Origin of the sequence: Pseudomonas sp. RIT-To-2, assembly GCF_029623465.1 — a bacterium.
Taxonomy (GTDB): Bacteria; Pseudomonadota; Gammaproteobacteria; order Pseudomonadales; family Pseudomonadaceae; genus Aquipseudomonas; species Aquipseudomonas silvicola.
Genome location: NZ_JAPYKM010000007.1, coordinates 179,930 through 201,147 on the forward strand (window position 1 = coordinate 179,930; position 21,218 = coordinate 201,147).

Annotated in this window: 17 protein-coding genes; 12 read left to right on the forward strand and 5 right to left on the reverse strand. The window is 62.6% G+C overall.

Features of this window, described 5'->3' with window-relative positions; genetic code table 11:
* Positions 1–93: 93 nt before the first annotated feature.
* Positions 94–819: a hypothetical protein gene (locus QBK88_RS08945; protein ID WP_277961780.1), complete on the forward strand. Its 726-nt coding sequence runs from the start codon at positions 94–96 to the stop codon at positions 817–819.
* A 219-nt stretch (positions 820–1,038) separates the two neighbouring features.
* On the opposite strand, the gene QBK88_RS08950 is transcribed toward QBK88_RS08945, so the two are convergent.
* From QBK88_RS08950 to QBK88_RS08970, 5 genes are all read right to left on the reverse strand, one after another.
* Positions 1,039–1,416 carry a response regulator gene (locus QBK88_RS08950; protein ID WP_268142701.1) on the reverse strand — a complete coding sequence of 126 codons (378 nt, stop codon included), beginning with the start codon at positions 1,414–1,416 and terminating at the stop codon, positions 1,039–1,041.
* A gap of 80 nt (positions 1,417–1,496) precedes the next feature.
* Entirely contained in the window at positions 1,497–2,678 is a 1,182-nt protein-coding gene (locus QBK88_RS08955; RefSeq protein ID WP_268142703.1) for a hybrid sensor histidine kinase/response regulator, read from the reverse strand.
* Positions 2,672–3,256 (reverse strand): chemotaxis protein CheB, encoded by a 585-nt coding sequence (locus QBK88_RS08960; protein WP_277961781.1) that lies wholly within the window; start codon positions 3,254–3,256, stop codon positions 2,672–2,674. The genes QBK88_RS08955 and QBK88_RS08960 overlap by 7 nt, the downstream gene beginning before the upstream one ends.
* Positions 3,253–4,074 (reverse strand): CheR family methyltransferase, encoded by an 822-nt coding sequence (locus QBK88_RS08965; protein WP_277961782.1) that lies wholly within the window; start codon positions 4,072–4,074, stop codon positions 3,253–3,255. The genes QBK88_RS08960 and QBK88_RS08965 overlap by 4 nt, the downstream gene beginning before the upstream one ends.
* Positions 4,075–4,108: 34 nt before the next feature.
* Entirely contained in the window at positions 4,109–7,597 is a 3,489-nt protein-coding gene (locus QBK88_RS08970) for a response regulator (RefSeq protein WP_277961783.1), read from the reverse strand.
* A gap of 315 nt (positions 7,598–7,912) precedes the next feature.
* Between QBK88_RS08970 and QBK88_RS08975 the strand changes: the two genes are divergently transcribed.
* From QBK88_RS08975 to QBK88_RS09025, 11 genes are all read left to right on the forward strand, one after another.
* Positions 7,913–8,281, forward strand: a complete 369-nt coding sequence (locus QBK88_RS08975; protein WP_277961784.1) for a response regulator — start codon at positions 7,913–7,915, stop codon at positions 8,279–8,281.
* Between the two features lie 1,177 nt (positions 8,282–9,458).
* The gene (locus tag QBK88_RS08980) at positions 9,459–10,757 is read left to right on the forward strand and encodes a glycosyltransferase (RefSeq protein WP_277961785.1); all 1,299 of its coding nucleotides are present in this window, start codon (positions 9,459–9,461) and stop codon (positions 10,755–10,757) included.
* Between the two features lie 65 nt (positions 10,758–10,822).
* Entirely contained in the window at positions 10,823–11,752 is a 930-nt protein-coding gene (locus tag QBK88_RS08985; protein WP_277961786.1) for a MurR/RpiR family transcriptional regulator, read from the forward strand.
* Positions 11,753–11,825: 73 nt separating this feature from the next.
* Positions 11,826–12,737, forward strand: coding sequence for an AraC family transcriptional regulator (locus QBK88_RS08990; RefSeq protein WP_277961787.1), 912 nt, complete (start codon positions 11,826–11,828; stop codon positions 12,735–12,737).
* A 237-nt stretch (positions 12,738–12,974) separates the two neighbouring features.
* A complete protein-coding gene (locus QBK88_RS08995) occupies positions 12,975–14,297 on the forward strand; it encodes an ABC transporter substrate-binding protein (protein WP_277961788.1) in 1,323 nt (440 codons plus the stop codon).
* 66 nt (positions 14,298–14,363) lie between these two features.
* Entirely contained in the window at positions 14,364–15,290 is a 927-nt protein-coding gene (locus QBK88_RS09000; RefSeq protein WP_277961789.1) for a carbohydrate ABC transporter permease, read from the forward strand.
* 10 nt (positions 15,291–15,300) lie between these two features.
* Positions 15,301–16,137, forward strand: a complete 837-nt coding sequence (locus tag QBK88_RS09005; RefSeq protein WP_277961790.1) for a carbohydrate ABC transporter permease — start codon at positions 15,301–15,303, stop codon at positions 16,135–16,137.
* 134 nt (positions 16,138–16,271) lie between these two features.
* A complete protein-coding gene (locus QBK88_RS09010) occupies positions 16,272–17,375 on the forward strand; it encodes a sn-glycerol-3-phosphate ABC transporter ATP-binding protein UgpC (RefSeq protein WP_277961791.1) in 1,104 nt (367 codons plus the stop codon).
* Positions 17,376–17,389: 14 nt separating this feature from the next.
* On the forward strand, positions 17,390–18,871 hold the full coding sequence (locus QBK88_RS09015; protein ID WP_277961792.1) for a mannitol dehydrogenase family protein: 1,482 nt from the start codon (positions 17,390–17,392) through the stop codon (positions 18,869–18,871).
* A 4-nt stretch (positions 18,872–18,875) separates the two neighbouring features.
* Complete coding sequence (xylB, locus tag QBK88_RS09020) at positions 18,876–20,342, forward strand: xylulokinase (RefSeq protein WP_277961793.1); 1,467 nt, start codon at positions 18,876–18,878, stop codon at positions 20,340–20,342.
* A 370-nt stretch (positions 20,343–20,712) separates the two neighbouring features.
* Positions 20,713–21,078, forward strand: a complete 366-nt coding sequence (locus tag QBK88_RS09025; protein WP_277961794.1) for a histone-like nucleoid-structuring protein, MvaT/MvaU family — start codon at positions 20,713–20,715, stop codon at positions 21,076–21,078.
* Positions 21,079–21,218 lie beyond the last annotated feature (140 nt).

The following is a 21,218-nucleotide window of genomic DNA, read 5'->3' on the forward strand; positions in this document are numbered from 1 at the left end:
GTGCCGGCTGGCCCGTCAACCCTGTCAGTTCTGTCAGTAGCAGCAGGGCGCACGACTGTTTTTAATGGTGACTCCTTCAGCCGGAGCCACGCCATGAACCAGCCCGCAGACACCGCCGGATCCACCACCAGCGTCTTCACCTTTCCGATCCGCACCTACCGCATCATCAACGCGCGCAGGACTCTGGCCCCCGTCACCATTCCCAAGGCCTATACCAAGCAACCCGGCCATGAGTTCCTGAGGATGAGCGACCTTTACAATGACCAAGCGCTGAGCGTGGAGCTACCGCTCTCCACCGCTCAGGGCAGCGACCGCTTTCATTTGATCTGGCAAGGTCGCGCGACCTGGGAGTCGGAGATCCAGCCCGTCGGCGCTCCCGGCATCAAGGTGGTGCGGGTTCCGCGGCGAGAGTTCATCGATAACGTGGGCCTCGATGTTCAGGTCACCTACGTGATCACCGACGCCGCAGGCATCCCTTATACATCCCAACGTTTGACAGTCACCGTTGACCCTTACCCGTACACGCTGGTGGCGCCTCAGATCCACGGCAAGGACATTACCGTGCAGTACACCGGGCAATCGGGTACCCACATCGCGCGAGTCGATGTCGTGCGGTTCACCACGGACAGCCGCATTTGGCAAAGCGGCTGGGAGCCGATGTTCGACCAGCAGAATTACTGGGCAACCTTCACCATCCCCGACAATGTGTACAACGCCAACATCGGTAACTCGGTTTTCATCAACTATGCCATCAACCCAGCCCCCGCCAACAGCACCACCTTGATGTTTTCTCGCTACCTGCGCGTCACCCTGAGGTGAACCCACTGATGACCGCCCGAGCCAGAGTGCTCCTGGTACTTGCCCTGCTGTCGTGCCTGTGCGCGTGCACGCAGACCAGCGATGCCCCGCGGGACCTGGGCAGCGATACCGCCCTGGCTCTGCAGCAGCGTTACGACAGCCGTGCCACCCAGCCGACCAGCAAGGCGCTCATCGGGCCGCCCTACGCGCCCAGGCTCAGGCCGACCTCGTCGCAGGGGCTCACACCAGCAGGCGCTGGATCTGTTCGCCTAGCGTATTCAAGTCGAACGGTTTGGCCAGGATCGGCGCCTTGCGGGTGATCGGGCTATCGCAGTCGACGATTTCCTGGGGGTAGCCGCTGATGAAGATCACCTTCAGCTCCGGCCGCAACTTCACCGCGGGCTCGGCGATCTGCACGCCGGAAATGCCCTTGGGCAGGCGATAGTCGGTGACCATCAGGTCCAGGTGCGGCTTGCGGGCCAGGATTTCGAATGCTTCCTCGCCGTCCTTCGCTTGCAGCACGTGGTAACCCTCACCGCTCAAGTAATCGGACAACACCATCAAAATCGAGGGCTCATCCTCGACGATGAGGACTACGTCTTGTGCATCTTCACTCATGGTAACGCCTATGTACTGTCTGGTTGGCTGCCTATGTGACCCTGGCCGCCGGTAGAGGTTGCGTGCCGTTGGGAACATTCCTATAGCGGCAGGCTAACGATAAACGTCGAGCCTTCGCCCAGCGCGCTGTCCACCGTGATCGAACCGCCGTGAGCCACCACGATCTGCTCGGAAATGAACAGTCCCAGCCCCAGCCCCGCCACCACATGGGTGGCCGATACCCGCTCGAACTGCTGGAAAATACGTGCCTGGTTTTCCTTGCTGATGCCGATGCCGTGGTCACGCACCTCGACCCGTGCGTTGCCTTTGTGAGCGTACACACTGACCTCGATGGGGCCGCGCCCGCCATAACGCAAGGCGTTGGACACCAGGTTGGAAATCACCTGTTCGATGCGAAACTCGTCCCAGGTGCCCACCACCGGTTCGGTAGCGTGCAGGCTGAGGGCGCATTCGGCGGCGGCGACTTGCGGAGCGAAGTTGTCCAGCAGGTTGGCCACCAGCTGCGTCAGGTCAAACTGGCTGGGGCGGATGGAGAGCTTGCCGGTTCGTATGCGCGAAACGTCGAGCATGTCTTCGATCAGGCGAATCAGGCTCTGGATCTGACGTTCGTCGCGCTCGACCATGCCACGCATCTTGTCCAGGGTGAAGGCATCGGCGTTGTCCCGGGCCAAGTGCAGCTTGCGCAACTGGGTTTCCAGGATCAGGCCATTGAGCGGCGTGCGCACTTCGTGAGAGACGATGGACATGAAGTCATCGCGCATGCGTACCGCGTGCTCCAGTTCATTCTGGGTGGCCTGCAACTTCTTCAGCAATACTTCCTGCTCCTGGCGGCTGCGCTCCAGGGCTTCGAGCTGCTCCTTGAGGGCCTTGCGCTGGCAGTACAGGTCAACGAACACATTGACCTTGCTTTTCACCGCATGAATCTCCAGCGGTTTGTGCAGGAAGTCCACCGCACCGCTTTCATAGCCCTTGAAGGCGTAGTTCATCTCGCGCCCGGCAGCGCTGACGAAGACGATGGGAATACTCTTGGTCTTTTCGGTGCCGCGCATCAGCTCGGCCAGCTCGAAACCGTTCATGCCCGGCATCTGCACATCGAGGATGGCCAGGGCGAATTCGTGTTGCAGCAGCAGCGACAAGGCTTCATCGGCGGAGAGTGCCTTGTGCACCTCGCGGTCGTCAGCCTTGATCAGCGCTTCCAGGGCCAGAAGGTTTTCCGGCAAGTCGTCAACGATCAGCAATTTGGCTTTTATGGGGCTTAGCATGCGCTTCGTTCCAGCTTGGCGAGCAATGAGCCTATGCCATTCAATGGGAGAATATGGTCGGGTCGGCGCAGGCGCATCGCCGCTTCGGGCATGATCGCCACGCGCGCCTCGGCCGGGTCCTGGACGATGGTCAGACCACCGCGTTCGCCAATCGTTGCCAGGCCCTGTGCACCATCTTCGTTGGCACCGGTGAGCAACACCCCGACCAGCTGTGCGCCATAGGCATCGGCCGCCGATTCGAACAGGATGTCGATGGAGGGGCGCGAGTAATGCACGCGCTCTTCCTGGCTCAGCGACAGGCTGCGGTCCTGCTCCACCGACAGGTGGTACCCGGGACCCGCGAAATAGAACATCCCTGGTTGTATGTCTTCCTTGTCCACGGCCTCCTTGGCCGCGCGGTGCATGCGCCGTGCGAACACCTCGGCCAGTTGGCTGTGGCGGTCATCGGGCAGGTGCAACACGGTCAGCACCGGCAGGGCGAAGCTGGCCGGCAGCATGCCGTACACCCGCAGCAAGGCCTCGACCCCGCCAGCCGATGCCCCAACCACTACTGCCGAATAGCCTGCCCGTGGGTTCATGTCTTGCGGTAGATCCGCTCAGGTTTGGCCAGGGCCTCGAACCGGCCGCTGTAGGCGGAGAAGTCCAGGGTTTCCTTGCTGCCCAGCACCAGAAAGCCGCGGTGGCACAGGGACTCATGGAAGAGCCCGAAGGCCCGGTCCTGGAGCTTCTTGTTGAAATAGATCAGCACATTGCGGCACGACACCAGCTGGGTTTCGGAAAACACGCTGTCGGTGGCCAGGCTGTGGTCGGCGAAGGTCACGTTCTCGCGCAGCGAACTGTCGAAAATGGCATTGCCGTAGGCTGCGGTGTAGTAGCTGGAAAACGCTTCACAGCCCCCCGCGCGCTGGTAATTCTCGGTGTAGGTGCGCACGTTCTCCATGGAGTAGATGCCTTGCTTGGCTTTCTCCAGCGACTGCGGGTTGATGTCCGTGGCGTAGATGATGGTGCGGTCCAGCAGGCCTTCCTCGCGCAGCAGGATGGCCATGGAGTACACCTCCTCCCCGGTACTGCAGCCGGCGATCCAGACCTTGATGGACGGATACGTGCGCAACAGCGGCACCACTTCCCGGCGTATGGCCAGGAAGTGTTCGGGGTCGCGAAACATCTCGCTGACCGGAATCGTCAGGTACTGCAGCAACTGCATGAACGTGGTGGGGTCGTGCAGCACCCGCTCCTGCAACGCGGAAATCGTGGCGCAGTCCAGCTGACGCAACGCATGGTGTATCCGGCGCTTGATGGAAGCCCCGGAGTAGTCGCGAAAATCGTAGCTGTACTTGAGGTAGATAGCCTCGATCAGCAGACGGATCTCGATATCGGTATTGCGCTCCACCGTCATGGACGGTGCCCCTGGGTAATGACGCTGTACGGCACTAAATGCGCTCCAACTGTGGCAACCACACACGAATCAGGGAAAACAGACGGTCCAGGTCGATGGGCTTGGCCAGGTAATCATTGGCGCCGGCCTGCAGGCAGCGCTCCTGATCGTCCTTCATGGCCTTGGCGGTGACGGCGATGATCGGCAGCTTGCGCCAGCGGGTGTCCTTGCGGATCTCGCGCGTGGCTTCGTAGCCGTCCATCTCCGGCATCATCACGTCCATCAGCACCAGGTCGATGTCTTCCACCTGATTGAGTTTGTCGATGGCCTCGCGGCCGTTGCGACCGATTTCAACGATCGCGCCCTTGTGCTCCAGGGCACTGGTGAGGGCGAAGATATTGCGCACATCGTCGTCCACCACCAGAATCTTGCGCCCCTCGAAGACCTTGTCGCGGCTGCGCGCGGTCTTGAGCATCTTCTGCCTTTCCTGAGACAACTGGGATTCGACTTTGTGCAGAAACAGCGTCACTTCGTCCAGCAGACGCTCGGGTGAACGCGCGCCCTTGATGATGATCGAGCGAGAATACTTGAGCAGCTCGGCCTCTTCGTCGCGGGTCAAGTTGCGGCCGGTGTAGACGATCACGGGCGGGAATGCACAGATCTCTTCGGTGGACATGCGCTTGAGCAGGTCATTGCCGAGCATGTCCGGTAGCTTGAGGTCGATGATCATGCAGTCGTAGACGTTCTCGCGCAGCAGGTCCAGCGCTTCCTGGGCCAAGCCAACGGCGGTGATCTCGATGTCTTCATCGCCGATCAGGCGGGCAATGCTCTCGCGCTGCAGGTCATCGTCTTCCACCAGCAGAATCCGTTTGAGCTTCTGCGTGAGTTTGGCTTCCAGGCGGGCGAAAACCGTCTTGAGTTCGTCACGGGTGGTGGGTTTCACCGCATACCCAACGGCCCCCATGTGCATGGCCGCCTCGACGCGGTCTTCCACGGAAATGACGTGCACCGGGATGTGCCGGGTGGCCGGCAGTTCCTTGAGGCGTTGCAGCACGGTCAGGCCTGAATGGTCAGGCAGGCGCATGTCGAGCAGAATGGCATCGGGCACGAACTGCGCCGCCAGGTTGAAGCCCTCGTCGGCGCCGTGGGCCACCAGGCAGTGGTAGTTCAGCTCGTGGGCCAGGTCGTAGAGAATGCGGGCGAAGTTCGGCTCGTCCTCGATCACCAGGATGCATCGGCGCTCGAAGGGGCCCTTGTCGCGGTCATCGGGGAAGCGCGCGATGATCACGTCCGGCACCGCCACGTGCGCAGGCTCGTTGACCGCGATGGCCGGGGCCTGGATCACCGTGGGCGCCGGGTGCACCTCGGTGCGTTCCATGTCTTCGTAATGCTGGGGCAGGATCAAGGTGAACTCACTGCCCTTGCCCAGGGTACTGCTGACGCTGATGTAGCCGCCCAGCAGGTTGGCGAGGTCGCGTGAAATCGACAGGCCCAGGCCGGTGCCGCCGTAGCGCCGGTTGGTGGTGCCATCGGCCTGGCGGAAGGCTTCGAAGATCGCCTGCTGCTGGTCCACCGCCACGCCGATGCCGGTGTCACGCACATGGAAGGCAATGCCATTGTCCGGTTGCGGCGCGACGATCAGGGTCACTTGCCCCTTTTCGGTGAACTTCAGGGCGTTGGACAACAGGTTCTTGAGGATCTGCTCGACCCGTTGGCGGTCGGTGAACAGGTGGGCCGGCGTGCCCTCCAGCAGTTCGACGGTAAAGCTCAACTGCTTGTCGGCCGCCAGGGGTTCGAACAGGGTCCGCAGGCCATCGACCAGCCGCGCGGTGCTGGTGTTCTCGGGGCGCACGTCGAGCTTGCCGGCCTCGACCTTGGAAATGTCGAGAATATCGTTGATCAGGTTGAGCAGGTCGTTGCCGGCCGAATAGATGGACTCGGCGAACTTGACCTGCTCGCCTGTCAGGTTGTCCTCGGCGTTCTCGGCCAGCAGTTTGGCCAGGATCAACGAGCTGTTGAGCGGGGTGCGCAGTTCATGGGACATGTTGGCCAGGAACTCGGACTTGTACTTGCTGGAGCGCTGCAACTCTTCGGCGCGCTCTTCCAGCTCGACCTGGGCACGGTTGAGTTCCAGGTTCTTCAGGTCCAGGGCATCACGCTGCTCGGCCAGGGCGTCGGTACGCTCGGCCAGCTGCTCGTTGGTCTGTTCCAGTTCCGCCTGTTGGGTTTCCAGGTGGGCCTGGGACTCCTTGAGCACCCGCGACTGTTCTTCCAGCTCTTCGTTGGCGGTCTTGAGCTCTTCCTGCTGCACCTGCAGCTCTTCGTTGAGCTGCTGGGTCTCGGCCAGCACTTCCTGCAGGCGCTGGCGGTAGCGGGCAGCCTCGATCGACGTGCCCAGGTTGCTGGCCAGCAGTTCCAGCAGCTCGACGTCGCGGTCGCTCAACGGGCGCAGGAAGCCCAGTTCCACCACGCCGTTGATGCCGTCATCGTTGTGGGTCGGCATGATCAACACGCTGTGGGGCAGGCCTTCGCCCAGGCCGGAGGCGAACTTGAAATAGTCCTGGGGTACATCGTCCAGGCGCATCAGGCGCCCGGTCTGGGCGGCCTGGCCGATCACGCCTTCGCCACTGATGATGATCTGGTCCTGGTTTTCCTGCTCGCGCGAGAAGCCATAGGTGGCGACGCGGCGCAGGCTGCCGTGCTCTTCGCGCACGTACACGGCGGCGACCACGCTGCCCAGGTAGGCGGCGAAGAACTGCAGCATGTTGCGGCCCAGCATCTGCAGGGTCAGTTGGCCCAGCACCTGCTCGGCCAGTTGCGTTTGCCCGGTGCGCAGCCACGCCTGGCCTTCCAGGCGTTCGGCGCTGCGGCGCTGGGCGTCGAGGTTTTCGCCATAGGTGGTGGAGAGGCTGACCATGTCGCGACGGCCAAAGAACGCCAGCGCCCCGCTGATCAGCACCAGGAACAGGATATAAAGGGTCACCGACAGGGTGATGGTGTGGCTGACGTCTTCGCTTCGCTGGACGCGCAGTGAGTGCTCCATGGCGATGAAATCGTCGAACTCACCGCGGATGGCGTCGGTCAGGCGCTTGCCGCGGCCGGTCTGGACCACCGATGAGTAATCACCGGAGGTACGCTTCATGTCGATCATGGCCTGTGAGTACGCCATCCACTCTTTCTGCAGGGCCATGATGCGGGTCAGGCGGTCAACCTGGGTGTTGTTATCCGCCACCAATTGCTGCAACGCCGGGACTTCGGCGGCCAGGCGCGGCTTCGCCAGCTCGAAGGGGTCCAGGTAGTCTTCCTTGCCGCTGAGCAGGTAACCGCGCATGCCGGTTTCCATGTCGATGGACAACTTGGCGACTTCATTGGCGTTGTTGATGACCCGGTCAGTGTGCTCGACCCAGTCGATGGTGTTCATCAGGTAGGCAATGATGCCAACGAACACCACGCCGCTGAGCAGGCCCACGCCCAAGGGCAGGCTGACGTTGCGAGTCAGCAGCTTGCGAAAACTCTGCTCATCGATGCTGGAGGGTTTGCTCATGTCCATGCGCCCTTGGAGATGGTGGTAAAACGGCAGAGTTTGCCGGAATTCCATGTAAAAGATCCAAAATTTCCCGCACCAGATGAAGAAATTTCTTATTGAACTTTTCTTGATCTCCTACGCTTTCTAGAAGGCCGCAAAGGTTTTGGCCAGTATTTGCGGGGGATATTTTGCATATGCACCCCGCGCCGGTATCCTAGGCGCCGGTAATTTTCACTTTTGCTGCCGCGGTACGGAACTTGCCGAAAGCGCCGCTTACTATTAAAGACTGGCGGCGCAGCCTGCGCCTCCTCGTCACCGTCCAGGATCGCTCCAATGCCAGAAACCACCCCCCACACCATTCTTGTCGTCGAGGATGACTCGATCGTGCGCATGTTGATTGTCGACGTGCTCGAGGAGCTGGAGTACAGGGTATTGGAGGCTGCCGATGGCGAGCAGGCAATGGCGCACATCAATGACAGCGATGCCCCCATCGACCTGATGATGACTGACCAGGGCCTGCCGGACACTTCCGGGTCTGAACTGGCCAAGACCGCCCGCGCTAAACGCCCCGACCTGCCGATCCTGTTTGCCAGTGGCTATGCTGAAAACATCGACATCCCCCCTGGCATGCACAGCATTGGCAAGCCCTTCTCCATCGACCAGCTGCGCGACAAGGTCAAGGGAATACTGGCGCAGGGCTGATCGCTGCGCTGCGAATCTGGCGCCTGGCACCCAGGGGGGGCCAGGTAATCTCACAGACATAACTGGCCCGAAACAGGTGTAGGAGCGAGGGGGGGCGCCGAGCTCTTGCTCGCGAAGCGCCGCGCGGGCGGCGCCCGGTCGCAAGGGCGCCAGAAACCTTGAGCCATGCACCTGGCAGCCTTGATACGGTTTCAAGCCGGAAAAACAAGGCGGTCCAGGCAATGGCACAGACATAATTGGCCCGAAACAGATGTAGGAGCGGGCTTGCTCGCGAAGCGCCGCGCGGGCGGCGCACGGTCTCAAGGGCGCCGGTGAACCTAAGCCATGCACATGGCCGCCCTGACCCAATTCCAAGCCAAACCAACAAGGCGGTCCAGACAATGGCACAGACATAACCGGCCCGAAACAGATGTAGGAGCGGGCTTGCTCGCGAAGCGCCGCGCGGGCGGCGCACGGTCTCAAGGGCGCCGGAAAAACCAAGCCATGCACATGGAGGCCCTGACCCAATCCCAAGCCAAACCAACAAGGCGGTCCAGACAATGGCACAGACATAACTGGCCCGAAACAGATGTAGGAGCGGGCTTGCTCGCGAAGCGCCGCGCGGGCGGCGCACGGTCTCAAGGGCGCTACAAAACCATCGACTGGCGCTTGGTGGCCATGATGAAATCTCCAGCTGGGTCCCAAAAGCCTGTCATGAAACCGTATCATGGCCTCCAGGTGCATGCCTTGGGTTTCTCCAGCGCCTTTGAGACCGTGCGCCGCCCGCGCGGCGCTTCGCGAGCAAGCTCTGCTCCTACATCTGTTTCGGGCCAGTTATGTCTGTGGGATTGCCTTGTCCGCCTTGTTTTTCCGGCTTGAGACCGCATCATGGCCTCCAGGTGCATGGCTTGGGTTTCTCCAGCGCCCTTGAGACCGTGCGCCGCCCGCGCGGCGCTTCGCGAGCAAGCCCGCTCCTACATCTGTTTCGGGCCAGTTATGTCTGTGGGATTGCCTGGACCGCCTCGGTTGTTCGCCTGGAGATTGGGTCAGGGCCGCCAGGTGCATGGCTTGATGCTTTTGGGGCCCTTTAGACCGCATCTGTTTCGGGCCAGTTATGTCTGTCCCATTGCCTAGGCCGCCTTGTTGGTCTGGCATACAGTCAGGTTTACCTTCTACCTTTTTCGGAAATGTTCAACCCATGCCACCCGCCCACCTCCTTGTCATCGGCTACGTCTGGCCGGAACCCCGTTCTTCTGCAGCCGGCGGGCACATCATGCAGATACTTCAGGCCTTCCTCGACCAGGGCTGGCAGGTCACCTTCGCCAGCCCCGCCGGCGATGGCGAGCACATGGCCGACCTGGCCGCGCTGGGCATTGCCCGCCAGGCCATCAAGCTGAACGACGAAAGCTTCGACCGCTTCATCACCGAACTGAACCCCGACGTGGTCCTGTTCGACCGGTTCATGATGGAAGAACAGTTTGGCTGGCGGGTGGAGAAACACTGCCCCACCGCCCTGCGGGTGCTGGAAACCAGCGACCTTCAGAGCCTGCGCGATGCGCGTCAGTTGCGGCTCAAGGACGCCCTCAAGGCGGACCCGCAGCGCGACGACTTCAGCACCCTGTTCGGCCTCGACCATCCCGACCTGTACCGCCACATGGCGGCGGCGGACATCAGCCAGCGAGAAGTGGCGGCGATCTACCGCAGTGACCTCAGCCTGATGATCTCGGAACCCGAGATCGAACTGCTGACCGGCCAGTTCCGCGTGCCCGGCGCGCTGCTGCACCATTGCCCCCTGATGGTCGAGGCCTCAGGCCCCGGCAAATCCTTTGAGCAGCGTGCGCATTTCCTCAGCATCGGCAATTTCCGCCATGCGCCCAACTGGGATGCCGTGCTGTGGCTCAAGACCGTGCTGTGGCCACGAATTCGACAACGCCTGCCCCAGGCCGAGCTGCATGTGTATGGCGCCTACACCCCGCCCAAGGCCACGGCACTGAACAACCCGGCGCAGGGTTTTCGCGTGCTGAACTGGGCCGAGGACGCCCTGCAGGTGATGGGCGATGCCCGCGTGGCCCTGGCCCCGCTGCGCTTCGGTGCGGGTATAAAGGGCAAGTTGCTCGACGCCATGGTCTGTGGCACCCCCAGCGTCACCACGCCCATTGGCGCCGAGGGCATGCATGGCACGCTGGCGTGGCCAGGCCTGGTCGCCAGTGACGTGGAGGGCCTGGTGAACGCCGCGGTCACGTTGTACCAGGATGAAGCCGCCTGGCAGCAGGCCAACGCCCACGCCCCTGCGTTATTGCAGGCTCGCTACCGCTACCGTCCCCATGCCGATGCGTTGCTGGCACGCATCGACACCCTGCGCCACAACCTGGACACCCACCGCCTGGGTAATTTCACCGGCGCCATGCTGCGCCATCACCAGCACAAGAGCACCCAGTACATGGCCCAGTGGATCGAGGCCAAGCGAAAAAATACCGAGATATTGGATCCAATATAAAAAAGCGTCTACACTGCCGGGAGCCGTGGATATTTCCCCACCAACCCGCATAGGTTGCCGCTGTCATGATGGATACCTCAGCTCCCGACTTCAGCCATAAAGTCTATAAAACGCCGCTGATGCAACGCATGGTCCAGGTCGCCAAGGAGCTGGCTCGCCAGGGCCTTGCGCATGACCGTCAGCCGGCGCTGTACAAGGTAGCCGATTACATCCTGCAGAACCCCTGGCTTTCACCGACGTTGAACATCGAGCACCTGTCCGCTGGCGCCGGTACGTCCACGGCAGCTGTCAACCGCCTGGCCAATTACATGGGCATGAACGGTTTCACTGGCCTGCGCGAGGCCCTGGTACTGCACTTGCTTGAACTGGTATCGCCCGCCGACTGGGTACGGGCAGAGGTGGCCCAGCATCCCGAGCGCGGTTTCGGCCTGGGCCAGCAGGTACGTCTGAGCAATGGCAACCTCGACGCCACCCTCAGCGCCAATGATGACGAACGCTTCGACAACGTGGTCGGCAGCCTGGCCCAGGCCCGGCACCTGTACGTGCTGGGTTTTGGCAACTGTCACTACGTGGCCGGGCTGGCTACCACCTGCCTGGTGCCCCACTGTGCCCACGTGGTCGCGCTGAACATGGAAGGTGGCAGTGAAAACGCCGCCTATCGCATGGCGGCCATCGGCCCCGGCGATACCCTGCTGGCCTTGGCCCTGCAGCCCTATGCCAACGACACATTACGCCTGGCGCAGTACGCCGCCAGCCGCGGCGCGGCCGTGATGGCGATCACCGACTCGCCGGCTTCGCCCATGATGGCCGTGGCCCACCAGTGCCTGTTCGCACCGCCCACGCACCCGGTGCTGCGCAACTCCAAGGTGGCGATGCTGGTCATGATCGAGGCGCTGGCCAGTGCCGTGCGCCTGCGCAACCTGGAGCCGGTGAACGAATCCATCCGCCTGGCCGAAGACGCACTCAGGTATGTGCAACGCAAGGGCTGTGCGTGAACCGCCATTGCCGAGGCGATGGCTTTATGAGTAGGCTGGGGGTCCCTGGCAAACAACAATAAGCGGCCACGGCATGACCAGACCCAGCAGAATCACCGATCCGTCCTATGAGTTGATGGACGACCACGAAGGCCTGTCGATCATCTACCGCCAGCACGGCTTCCCGTGCCCGCTGGTGCGCTGGCATTTTCACAAGGAATACGAACTGCACTTGATCGTGGCCAGTTCCGGGAAGGTGTTCGTTGGCGACTACATCGGCAATTTCCACCCCAACAGCCTGTTCCTCACCGGCCCGAACCTGCCCCACAACTGGATCAGCCAGGTGGCGCCAGACCAGGTGGTGGAGAAGCGCGACATGCTGGTCAACTTCACGGACGAGTTATTCGACAATGCCCTGCCAGTGTTCAGCGAGCTCAAGGGCCTGAGCCCGTTGCTGGAGCGCGCCCGCCATGGCATCGAGTTCCGCTGCCCCCGCACCCTGGCCGAGGCCACGACACTGATGCAATGCATCGCCGACAGCCGCGGTGTCAGCCGCCTGGGCTACTTCCTGATCCTGATGGAGCGTCTGGCGGCGTGCGAGGACTACCAGTTGCTGTCCGACAGCAACGCGCCACCGCTGGCCGACGAGAACAGCATCGACCGTACCAACCGCGCGGTGGACTATATTTTCAGCCACTACAGCCGCGACCTGCCGCTCGAAGAGGTGGCCCAGCACCTGGGCATGAAGCCGACGTATTTTTCGCGGGTATTCAAACAGGCCACGGGGCGCTGTTTTGTCGAGTTCGTCAACCGGCTGCGCATCAGCAAATCCTGCGAACTGCTGGCCGATGGGCGCAAGGCCGTGACCGACGTGTGTTTCCAGTCCGGCTTCAACAACATTTCCAACTTCAACCGGCGCTTTCAGCAGCTCAAGGGCATGACCCCTTCCGATTACCGCAGGTTGGCGGTGCAGCGCGTCACCGAGCAGCACCCGCGCAACGCCTGAGGCATTCCCGCCCTCTGCAGCGGACCTGGCCGCGGCGGCGGTACAGGCCGGTGTGCCGGGTGCCGCGCAGCGCCCGGCCTTGGCGGCCAGTGCAAAATAGTATCAGCGCAACTGCCTTCGCGGATTTGTCCCCCGGCCGTTTTAGGTCTGTAATCAACGCAGCTGCTTCCCCACTTCAGGAAGACACAACAACAATAACCAGGCTTCGCGCCCACCGGGCCCGAAGAGGAGTGTGTGATGTCGATGCCCATCAAGACCCTACTCGCCCGTACCAGCTTCGCTGCCCTGCTGGGGCTCTGCGCCACGGCTCAGGCCGATCAGACCCTGACCATTGCCACGGTCAACAACAGCGACATGATCCGCATGCAGCGGCTGTCGAAAACCTTCGAAGAACAACACCCCGATATCAAGCTCAAATGGGTGGTGCTGGAAGAAAATGTGCTGCGCCAGCGCCTGACCACGGATATCGCCACCCAGGGTGGCCAGTTCGACGTGTTGACCATCGGCATGTACGAAGCGGCACTCTGGGGCGCCAAGGGGTGGCTGGAGCCCATCAAGGACCTGCCCCCCGACTACAAGCTCGATGACGTATTCCCCTCGGTGCGCGACGGCCTGTCGGTGAAGGGCACGCTGTATGCCCTGCCCTTTTATGCCGAAAGCTCGATGACCTACTACCGGACCGACCTGTTCAAGGCGGCAGGCCTGACCATGCCCGAGCGGCCTACCTGGACACAGATGGGCGAGTTTGCCGCCAAGCTCAACAAGCCCGACCAGGGCCAGTACGGCATGTGCCTGCGTGGCAAGGCCGGCTGGGGCGAGAACATGGCCTTGATCACCACCCTGGCCAACGCCTGGGGTGGGCGCTGGTTCGACGAGAAGTGGCAGCCTGAATTCACCGGCCCGGAATGGACCGGTGCGCTGAACTTCTACGTCAACACCATGAAGCAGTACGGCCCGCCCGGTGCCTCCAGCAACGGTTTCAATGAAAACCTGGCGCTGTTCAACAGCGGCAAGTGCGCCATGTGGGTCGATGCCACGGTGGCCGGCTCTTTCGTCACCGACAAGGCTCAGAGCAAAGTGGCCGACAACGTCGGCTTCACCTACGCGCCCCATGAAAAAACCGACAAGGGCTCGGCCTGGCTGTACTCCTGGGCCCTGGCCATCCCCACCAGTTCCAAGGCCAAGGACGCTGCCAGCACCTTCACCCAGTGGGCAACCTCCGAGGCGTACGCCAAGCTGGTGGCCGACAAGGACGGCATCACCAACGTGCCGCCGGGCACCCGGGCGTCGACCTACAGCGACGCTTACATGAAGGCTGCGCCGTTCGCGAAGATCACCCTGGAGTCCTTGAAGTCGGTTGACCCGAAAAGCCCCTCGGCCAAGCCTGTGCCCTACGTGGGCATCCAACTGGTGACCATCCCCGAGTTCCAGGGTATCGGCACCCAGGTGGGCAAGCTGTTCGCCGGCGCCCTGGTGGGGACCAGCACCGTGGACAAGGCCCTGGCCGACGCCCAGGCGACCACCGAGCGCGAAATGAAGCGCGCCGGCTACCCCAAGTAACAGCGCTGCCATGGCCAGCCCCGGCCTGGGGCTGGCCAGCCTGTTCGGCCACTCAAGGTACCCATCATGAGCACGTCCACTGCCAAGGCGCAGCTTGAGGTCCAGCCGGACCCAGGCAAGCACCGCCTCAACAACCCTGGCTGGTTTCTGGTCACCCCCTCCGTGGCGCTGTTGCTGCTGTGGATGGTGGTGCCGCTGGCCATGACCCTGTACTTCTCGCTGATGCGCTACAACCTGCTCGACGGTGGCGAGAAGACCTTCACCGGCCTGGGCAATTTCACCTTCTTCTTCACCGATGAAGGCTTCATACCCGGCATGACCAATACCCTGCTGCTGGTGGGCAGCGTGCTGCTGATCAGCGTGGTACTGGGCGTGCTGATCGCCGCGCTGCTGGAGGCCAGCGAGTTTTTCGGCCGCGGCATCGTGCGGGTATTGCTCATCTCACCGTTCTTCATCATGCCCACGGTGGGTGCGCTGATCTTCAAGAACCTGATCTTCCACCCGGTGTCGGGCATCCTCGCCGCCCTGTGGCGCGTGTTCGGCGCCCAGCCGGTGGACTGGCTGGCCAATTACCCGCTGCTGTCGATCATCATCATCGTTTCCTGGCAGTGGCTGCCCTTTGCCATTTTGCTGCTGATGACGGCCATGCAGTCTCTGGACCAGGAACAGAAGGAAGCCGCGCGCCTGGACGGTGCCGGGCCAGTCGCTATTTTCTGGCACCTGACCCTGCCACACCTGGCCCGGCCGATTGCCGTGGTGGTGATGATCGAGACCATTTTCCTGCTGTCGGTGTTCGCCGAGATCTTTACCACCACCAACGGCGGGCCGGGGTTTGCCTCCACCAACCTGGCCTACCTGATCTACAACCAGGCACTGGTGCAGTTCGACGTGGGCATGGCATCGGCCGGCGGCCTGATCGCCGTGGTCATCGCCAATATCGCCGCCATCATCCTGGTGCGGATGATCGGCAAAAACCTCACCGACCAGCCTTGAGGCCCGTGCCATGAACCTGACACTCAAGCAACACCGGCGCCTGCAAAGCGTGGGCTTGGGCCTGCTGGCCTGGGTCATCGCCCTGGTACTGTTCTTTCCGATCTTCTGGATGGTGCTGACCAGCTTCAAGACCGAGATCGACGCCTTCGCCACGCCACCCCAGTTCATCTTTACCCCGACGCTGGAGAACTACCTGCACATCCAGGAACGCAGCGACTACTTTCACTTCGCCTGGAACTCGGTGCTGATCTCGTTCAGCGCCACGCTGCTGTGCATGCTCATCGCGGTGCCGGCGGCCTATTCAATGGCCTTCTACGAGACCAAGCGTACCAAGCAGACGCTGCTGTGGATGCTGTCCACCAAGATGCTGCCACCGGTGGGCGTGCTGATGCCCATCTACTTGCTGGCCAAGGGCTTCGGGCTTTTGGACAGCAAGCTGGTGCTGATCGTGATCTACACCCTGATCAACCTGCCGATCGTGGTGTGGATGGTGTACACCTACTTCAAGGACATACCCCGCGACATCCTCGAAGCGGCGCGACTGGACGGCGCCACGCTGCTGCAGGAAATGGTGCGGGTGCTGCTGCCGATCAGCAAGGGCGGCCTGGCTTCGACCCTGCTGCTGTCGCTGATCCTGTGCTGGAACGAAGCCTTCTGGTCACTGAACCTGACCAGCTCCAACGCCGCGCCGCTGACTGCGCTGATTGCCTCCTATTCCAGCCCCGAGGGGTTGTTCTGGGCCAAGTTGTCGGCGGTCTCGACCCTGGCCTGTGCGCCCATCCTGATCTTTGGCTGGATCAGCCAGAAACAGCTGGTGCGCGGCTTGTCGTTCGGTGCCGTCAAATGACGCTTTTTTTGTGGGACCGGGCGAAGCTCGGGAACGCAGCACCACCTATTGCCTGACGTACCGCGTCGCCTGATTCCCGAGCTTCGTCCGCTCCCACAGGGGAGTGTGTCGAACCAAAACCGTTGGAGTTGCTCATGGCCACATTGAAAATAAAAAACCTGAAAAAAGGCTTTGAAGGCCTGGCGATCATCAAGGGCATCGACCTGCAGGTGAACGACAAGGAATTCGTGGTGTTCGTCGGCCCCTCGGGCTGCGGCAAGTCGACCCTGCTGCGCCTGATCGCCGGCCTTGAAGAGGTCACCAGCGGCACCCTCGAACTGGACGGCCGCGACATCACCCAGGTCAGCCCCGCCAAGCGCGACCTGGCCATGGTGTTCCAGACCTACGCCCTGTACCCGCACATGACGGTGCGCAAGAACATGTCCTTCGCCCTGGACCTGGCCGGCGCCGACAAGGCCGAGGTGCAACGCAAGGTCGGCGAGGCCGCGCGCATCCTGGAGCTGGAACCGCTGCTGGAGCGCAAGCCCAAGCAACTGTCGGGCGGCCAGCGCCAGCGCGTGGCCATCGGCCGCGCCATCGTGCGCAACCCAAAGATCTTCCTGTTCGACGAGCCGCTGTCCAACCTCGATGCCGCCCTGCGGGTGCAGATGCGCCTGGAACTCGCGCGGCTGCACAAGGAACTGCAAGCCACCATGATCTACGTCACCCACGACCAGGTGGAGGCCATGACCCTGGCCGACAAGGTGGTGGTGCTCAGTGCCGGGCGCATCGAGCAGGTGGGCTCGCCGCTGGAGCTTTACCACCACCCGGCCAACCTGTTCGTGGCCGGTTTTCTGGGCACGCCGAAGATGGGCTTTCTCAAGGGCAAGGTCAGCCGCATCGACAGCCAGGGCTGCGAAGTGGAGCTGGCCGCGGGCACCCGGGTGAGCCTGCCGCGCAGCAATGCCAACCTGAGCGTAGGCAGCGAGGTGACCCTGGGTATCCGCCCCGAGCATCTGGAACTGGCCCAACCCGGGCAGGCGTCGCTGGCGGTGACCGCCGATGTCGGCGAACGCCTGGGCAGCGACACCTTTTGCCATGTGCTCACCGACTCCGGCGAACCCCTGACCCTGCGCATACGCGGCGACCTGGCCAGCCAGTACGGCGAACGCCTGAACCTGCACCTGCCGCCCCACCACTGCCACCTGTTCGACGCCCAGGGCGTCGCCGTGGCCAAGCCATTGCAGGCCGCGGCCTGAAAGGATATGGACCGATGAAACTGACCCGCGACAACCTCAGCCAACTGGCCGAGCACATCAAGCGCCCCCACTATGACCAGGGCGATATCAGCCAGGGCATCGTCCACATTGGCGTGGGGGGCTTTCACCGCGCCCACCAGGCGTTCTACACCGACGCCCTGATGAACACCGGCGAAGGCCTGGACTGGGCCATCTGCGGCGCCGGCCTGCGCAAGGAAGACGAAAAGATGCGCGATGCCCTGGCCGCCCAGGACTCGCTCTACACCCTGGTGGAACTGGGGGACGGCAGTGGTCATGAGGTACGCGTCATCGCGGCCATCAGCGGCATGCTGCTGGGCGAGGACAACCCCCGGACGCTGATCGACAAGCTGGCAGATCCGGCCATCCGCATCGTCTCGCTGACCATCACCGAGGGTGGTTACTGCATGGACGACAGCACGGGTGAGTTCATGGCCCACCTCCCGGCCATCCAGCATGACCTGGAGCACCCTGCCAGCCCGCGCACGGTATTCGGCTTCCTCTGCGCGGCCCTGGCGCGACGCCGCGAGGCCGGCATACCGGCCTTCACGGTGATGTCCTGCGATAACCTGCCCCATAACGGCGCGGTGGCGCGCAAGGCGCTGCTCGCGTTCGCGCACCTGCGTGACCCGGGGCTGGCCGGCTGGATAGGCGAAAAGGTCAGTTTCCCCAACGCCATGGTGGACCGAATCACCCCCATGACCAGCGAGGCCCACAAGCGCCACCTGCTGGAGCAACATGGCGTGGAGGATATCTGGCCAGTGGTGTGCGAGCCATTCGTGCAATGGGTACTGGAAGACAAGTTCAACAACGGCCGCCCGGCGTGGGAAAACGTCGGCGTGCAGTTCACCGACGACGTCACGCCCTATGAAGAGATGAAGATCAAACTGCTCAACGGCAGCCATCTGGCCCTCACATACCTGGGCTTTCTGAAGGGCTACCGCTTCGTTCACGAAACCATGAACGACCCCCTGTTCGTGCGCTACATCCGCGCCTACATGGACCGCGACGTGACCCCGCAGCTGGCCTCGGTGCCGGGCATTGACCTGGAAGGCTACAAGGACACCCTGATCGAGCGTTTCAGCAACCAGGCCATCGCCGACCAGCTGGAGCGGGTGTGCTCGGATGGTTCGTCGAAGTTTCCCAAGTTCACCATTCCGACCCTCAACCGCTTGATCGAGGACGGCGCCGCGCTGGACCGCGCCGCCCTGGTCGTGGCCGCCTGGGCGCTGTACCTCAAGGGTGTGGACGAGAAAGGCACCCACTACAGCATTCCCGACCCACGCGCCGAGTTCTGCCAGGCGCTGGTGGCCGACGACGTGATGCTGACCCAGCGCCTGCTGGGCGTGGAAGAAATATTCGGCACGCGCATCCCGAGGTCGGCGGCTTTTATCGCGGCCTTCGAAAACCAGCTCAAGCACCTGCGCCAACTGGGCGTCGACAAAACCCTGGAACGCCTGCTGAGCTACGAGGAGTAAGGCCATGTACCTGGGCATAGATTGCGGCACCCAAGGCACCAAGGCGCTGTTGCTGGACCCCATCAACGGCCGCGTGCTGGGCCAGGGCAGCGCCCCCCACGACATGCTCAGCGGTGACGGTGGGCGGCGCGAACAGGACCCGGCCCAATGGGTCGAGGCCCTGTGCCTGGCCACCGCCCAGGCACTGGCCGAAGCGGGTGTCGACGGCCAGCAGGTGCGCGGCATCGGCGTGTCGGGCCAACAGCACGGCCTGGTGCTGCTCGACAGCCATGGCCATGTGCTGCGCCCGGCCAAGCTATGGTGCGACACCGAGTCCAGCCCGCAGAACCAGCGGCTGCTGGACCACATGGGCGGCACCCGGGGCTCCCTGGACCGCCTGGGTGTGGCCATCGCGCCGGGCTACACCGTGTCGAAGCTGTTATGGACCCTGGAGGAACACCCCGAGGTATTCCGCCAGATCGCGCGCATCCTGTTGCCCCACGACTACTTGAATTTCTGGCTTACGGGCCGCGCGTGCAGCGAGTATGGCGACGCTTCCGGCACCGGCTATTTCGATATCCGACAACGCCAGTGGGACCTGCAGATGCTGCGCGATATCGACCCCGCCGGGCGGCTGCAACAGGCCCTGCCCACCCTGATCGAGCCGCGCCAGGCAGTGGGCACGCTGCTACCCGACGTGGCGCGGCGCCTGGGCCTGAGCCCACAGGCGCGGGTCAGCAGTGGCGGCGGCGATAACATGATGGGGGCCATCGGCACCGGTAACATCCAGCCCGGGGTGGTGACCATGAGCCTGGGCTCGTCCGGTACGGTGTACGCCTTCAGTGACCAGCCCCGGGTCAGCGTGGAGCCGGAGGTGGCCACGTTCTGCTCATCCACCGGCGGCTGGCTACCGTTGATCTGCACCATGAACCTGACCAACGTCACCCGGGTGGTTAGGGACCTGTTCGCGCTGAGCCTGGAGGCTTTCAACCGCCAGGTGGAAATGGCCCCCATCGGGGCTGACGGGGTACTGATGCTGCCGTTTCTCAATGGTGAACGGGTGCCCGCCCTGCCCAACGCCACCGGAACCCTGCTGGGGCTGACACCAGGCAACCTGACGGCGGCGAACCTGTGCCGGGCGGCCGTGGAAGGCACCACCTTCGGCCTGCGCTACGGCCTGGACCTGTTGCGCGGCGCCGGCCTGAGCAGCCAGAGTATCCGCCTGATAGGCGGGGGTGCCCGCAGCGCCGCATGGCGGCAGATGGTGGCCGATATCATGAACACTGACATCACCTGCCCGAGGGAGACCGAAGCGGCGGCGCTGGGCGCCGCGATTCAGGCCGCCTGGTGCGACAACGTCGCCGAACTGGCGACGTTGTGCCAGCGCTGCGTGCACCTGGACAACGATTTGGCAGCCCGGCCGATCAGTGCGCACGTACAGGCCTATGAGCAGGTTTACCGCCACTATCGCCAGCACATCGCAGCGCTGTGAGCCCAGCGGCGGCCCGGGCGCTCCATCCTGCCAAAACCCGTGCGCTGGGGAGGCAGCGCCCTTTGCTGCATACTTGCACCAACTGATTAATACTTAGGCAGAACTTGTAGTACCGCCAGAAAGTTCTTACAAAGTTATCGGAAATTACCAACCTTTATTTCCTACAATTAAACAGCAATGAATAACGCGAACATCCGTGACAGTTGACAAGTCCATAGGCATTACCATTTACTTCCCCACCAAGGCCTACTACTCTTTCACACCGTAGCCCTCACGATGTGCCCGCAACTTCATTGCCCTGCGCCCCGGCCCTCCCGCCGATGCGGGCGCGTGGCCGATACGCTCATGAATAAAAGATTGGAGAACGCCATTGTCCAGACTCGCCGAGTTCCGTGCCGCCGAAAAGGCACTTCAGCTGCAGCTTGCCCAACTGGAAGCCCTGAAGAACGATACAGGCCTGAAAAAGGAAATCGAGTTCGAGCAGAAATTGCAGGAGCTGATGAAACAGTATGGCAAGGGCCTGCGCGATATCGTCGCCATTCTCGACCCTGCTCAGGGGCTGCAGCGCGCGGCCTTCAACCCGCCGCGCCAGCATCGCCGTCCGCGTACGGTCAAGGTCTACGAGAACCCGCACACCGGCGAGCTGATCGAAACGAAGGGCGGCAACCACCGCGGCCTCAAGGCCTGGAAACAGCAGTACGGGCCCGCGACGGTGGAAAGCTGGGTCCGTCGTTGACAAACGGCGAGTAAGGTCGATTTTTTTTCACAGGATTTTCACATCGAATCTTACAGGATGGAATCTGCTAATGGACTAGCGCCCCAATGCCCGCTTCGGCGGGCTTCTTATTGCCCGCGATTTGTGTTTATTGCCCGCGC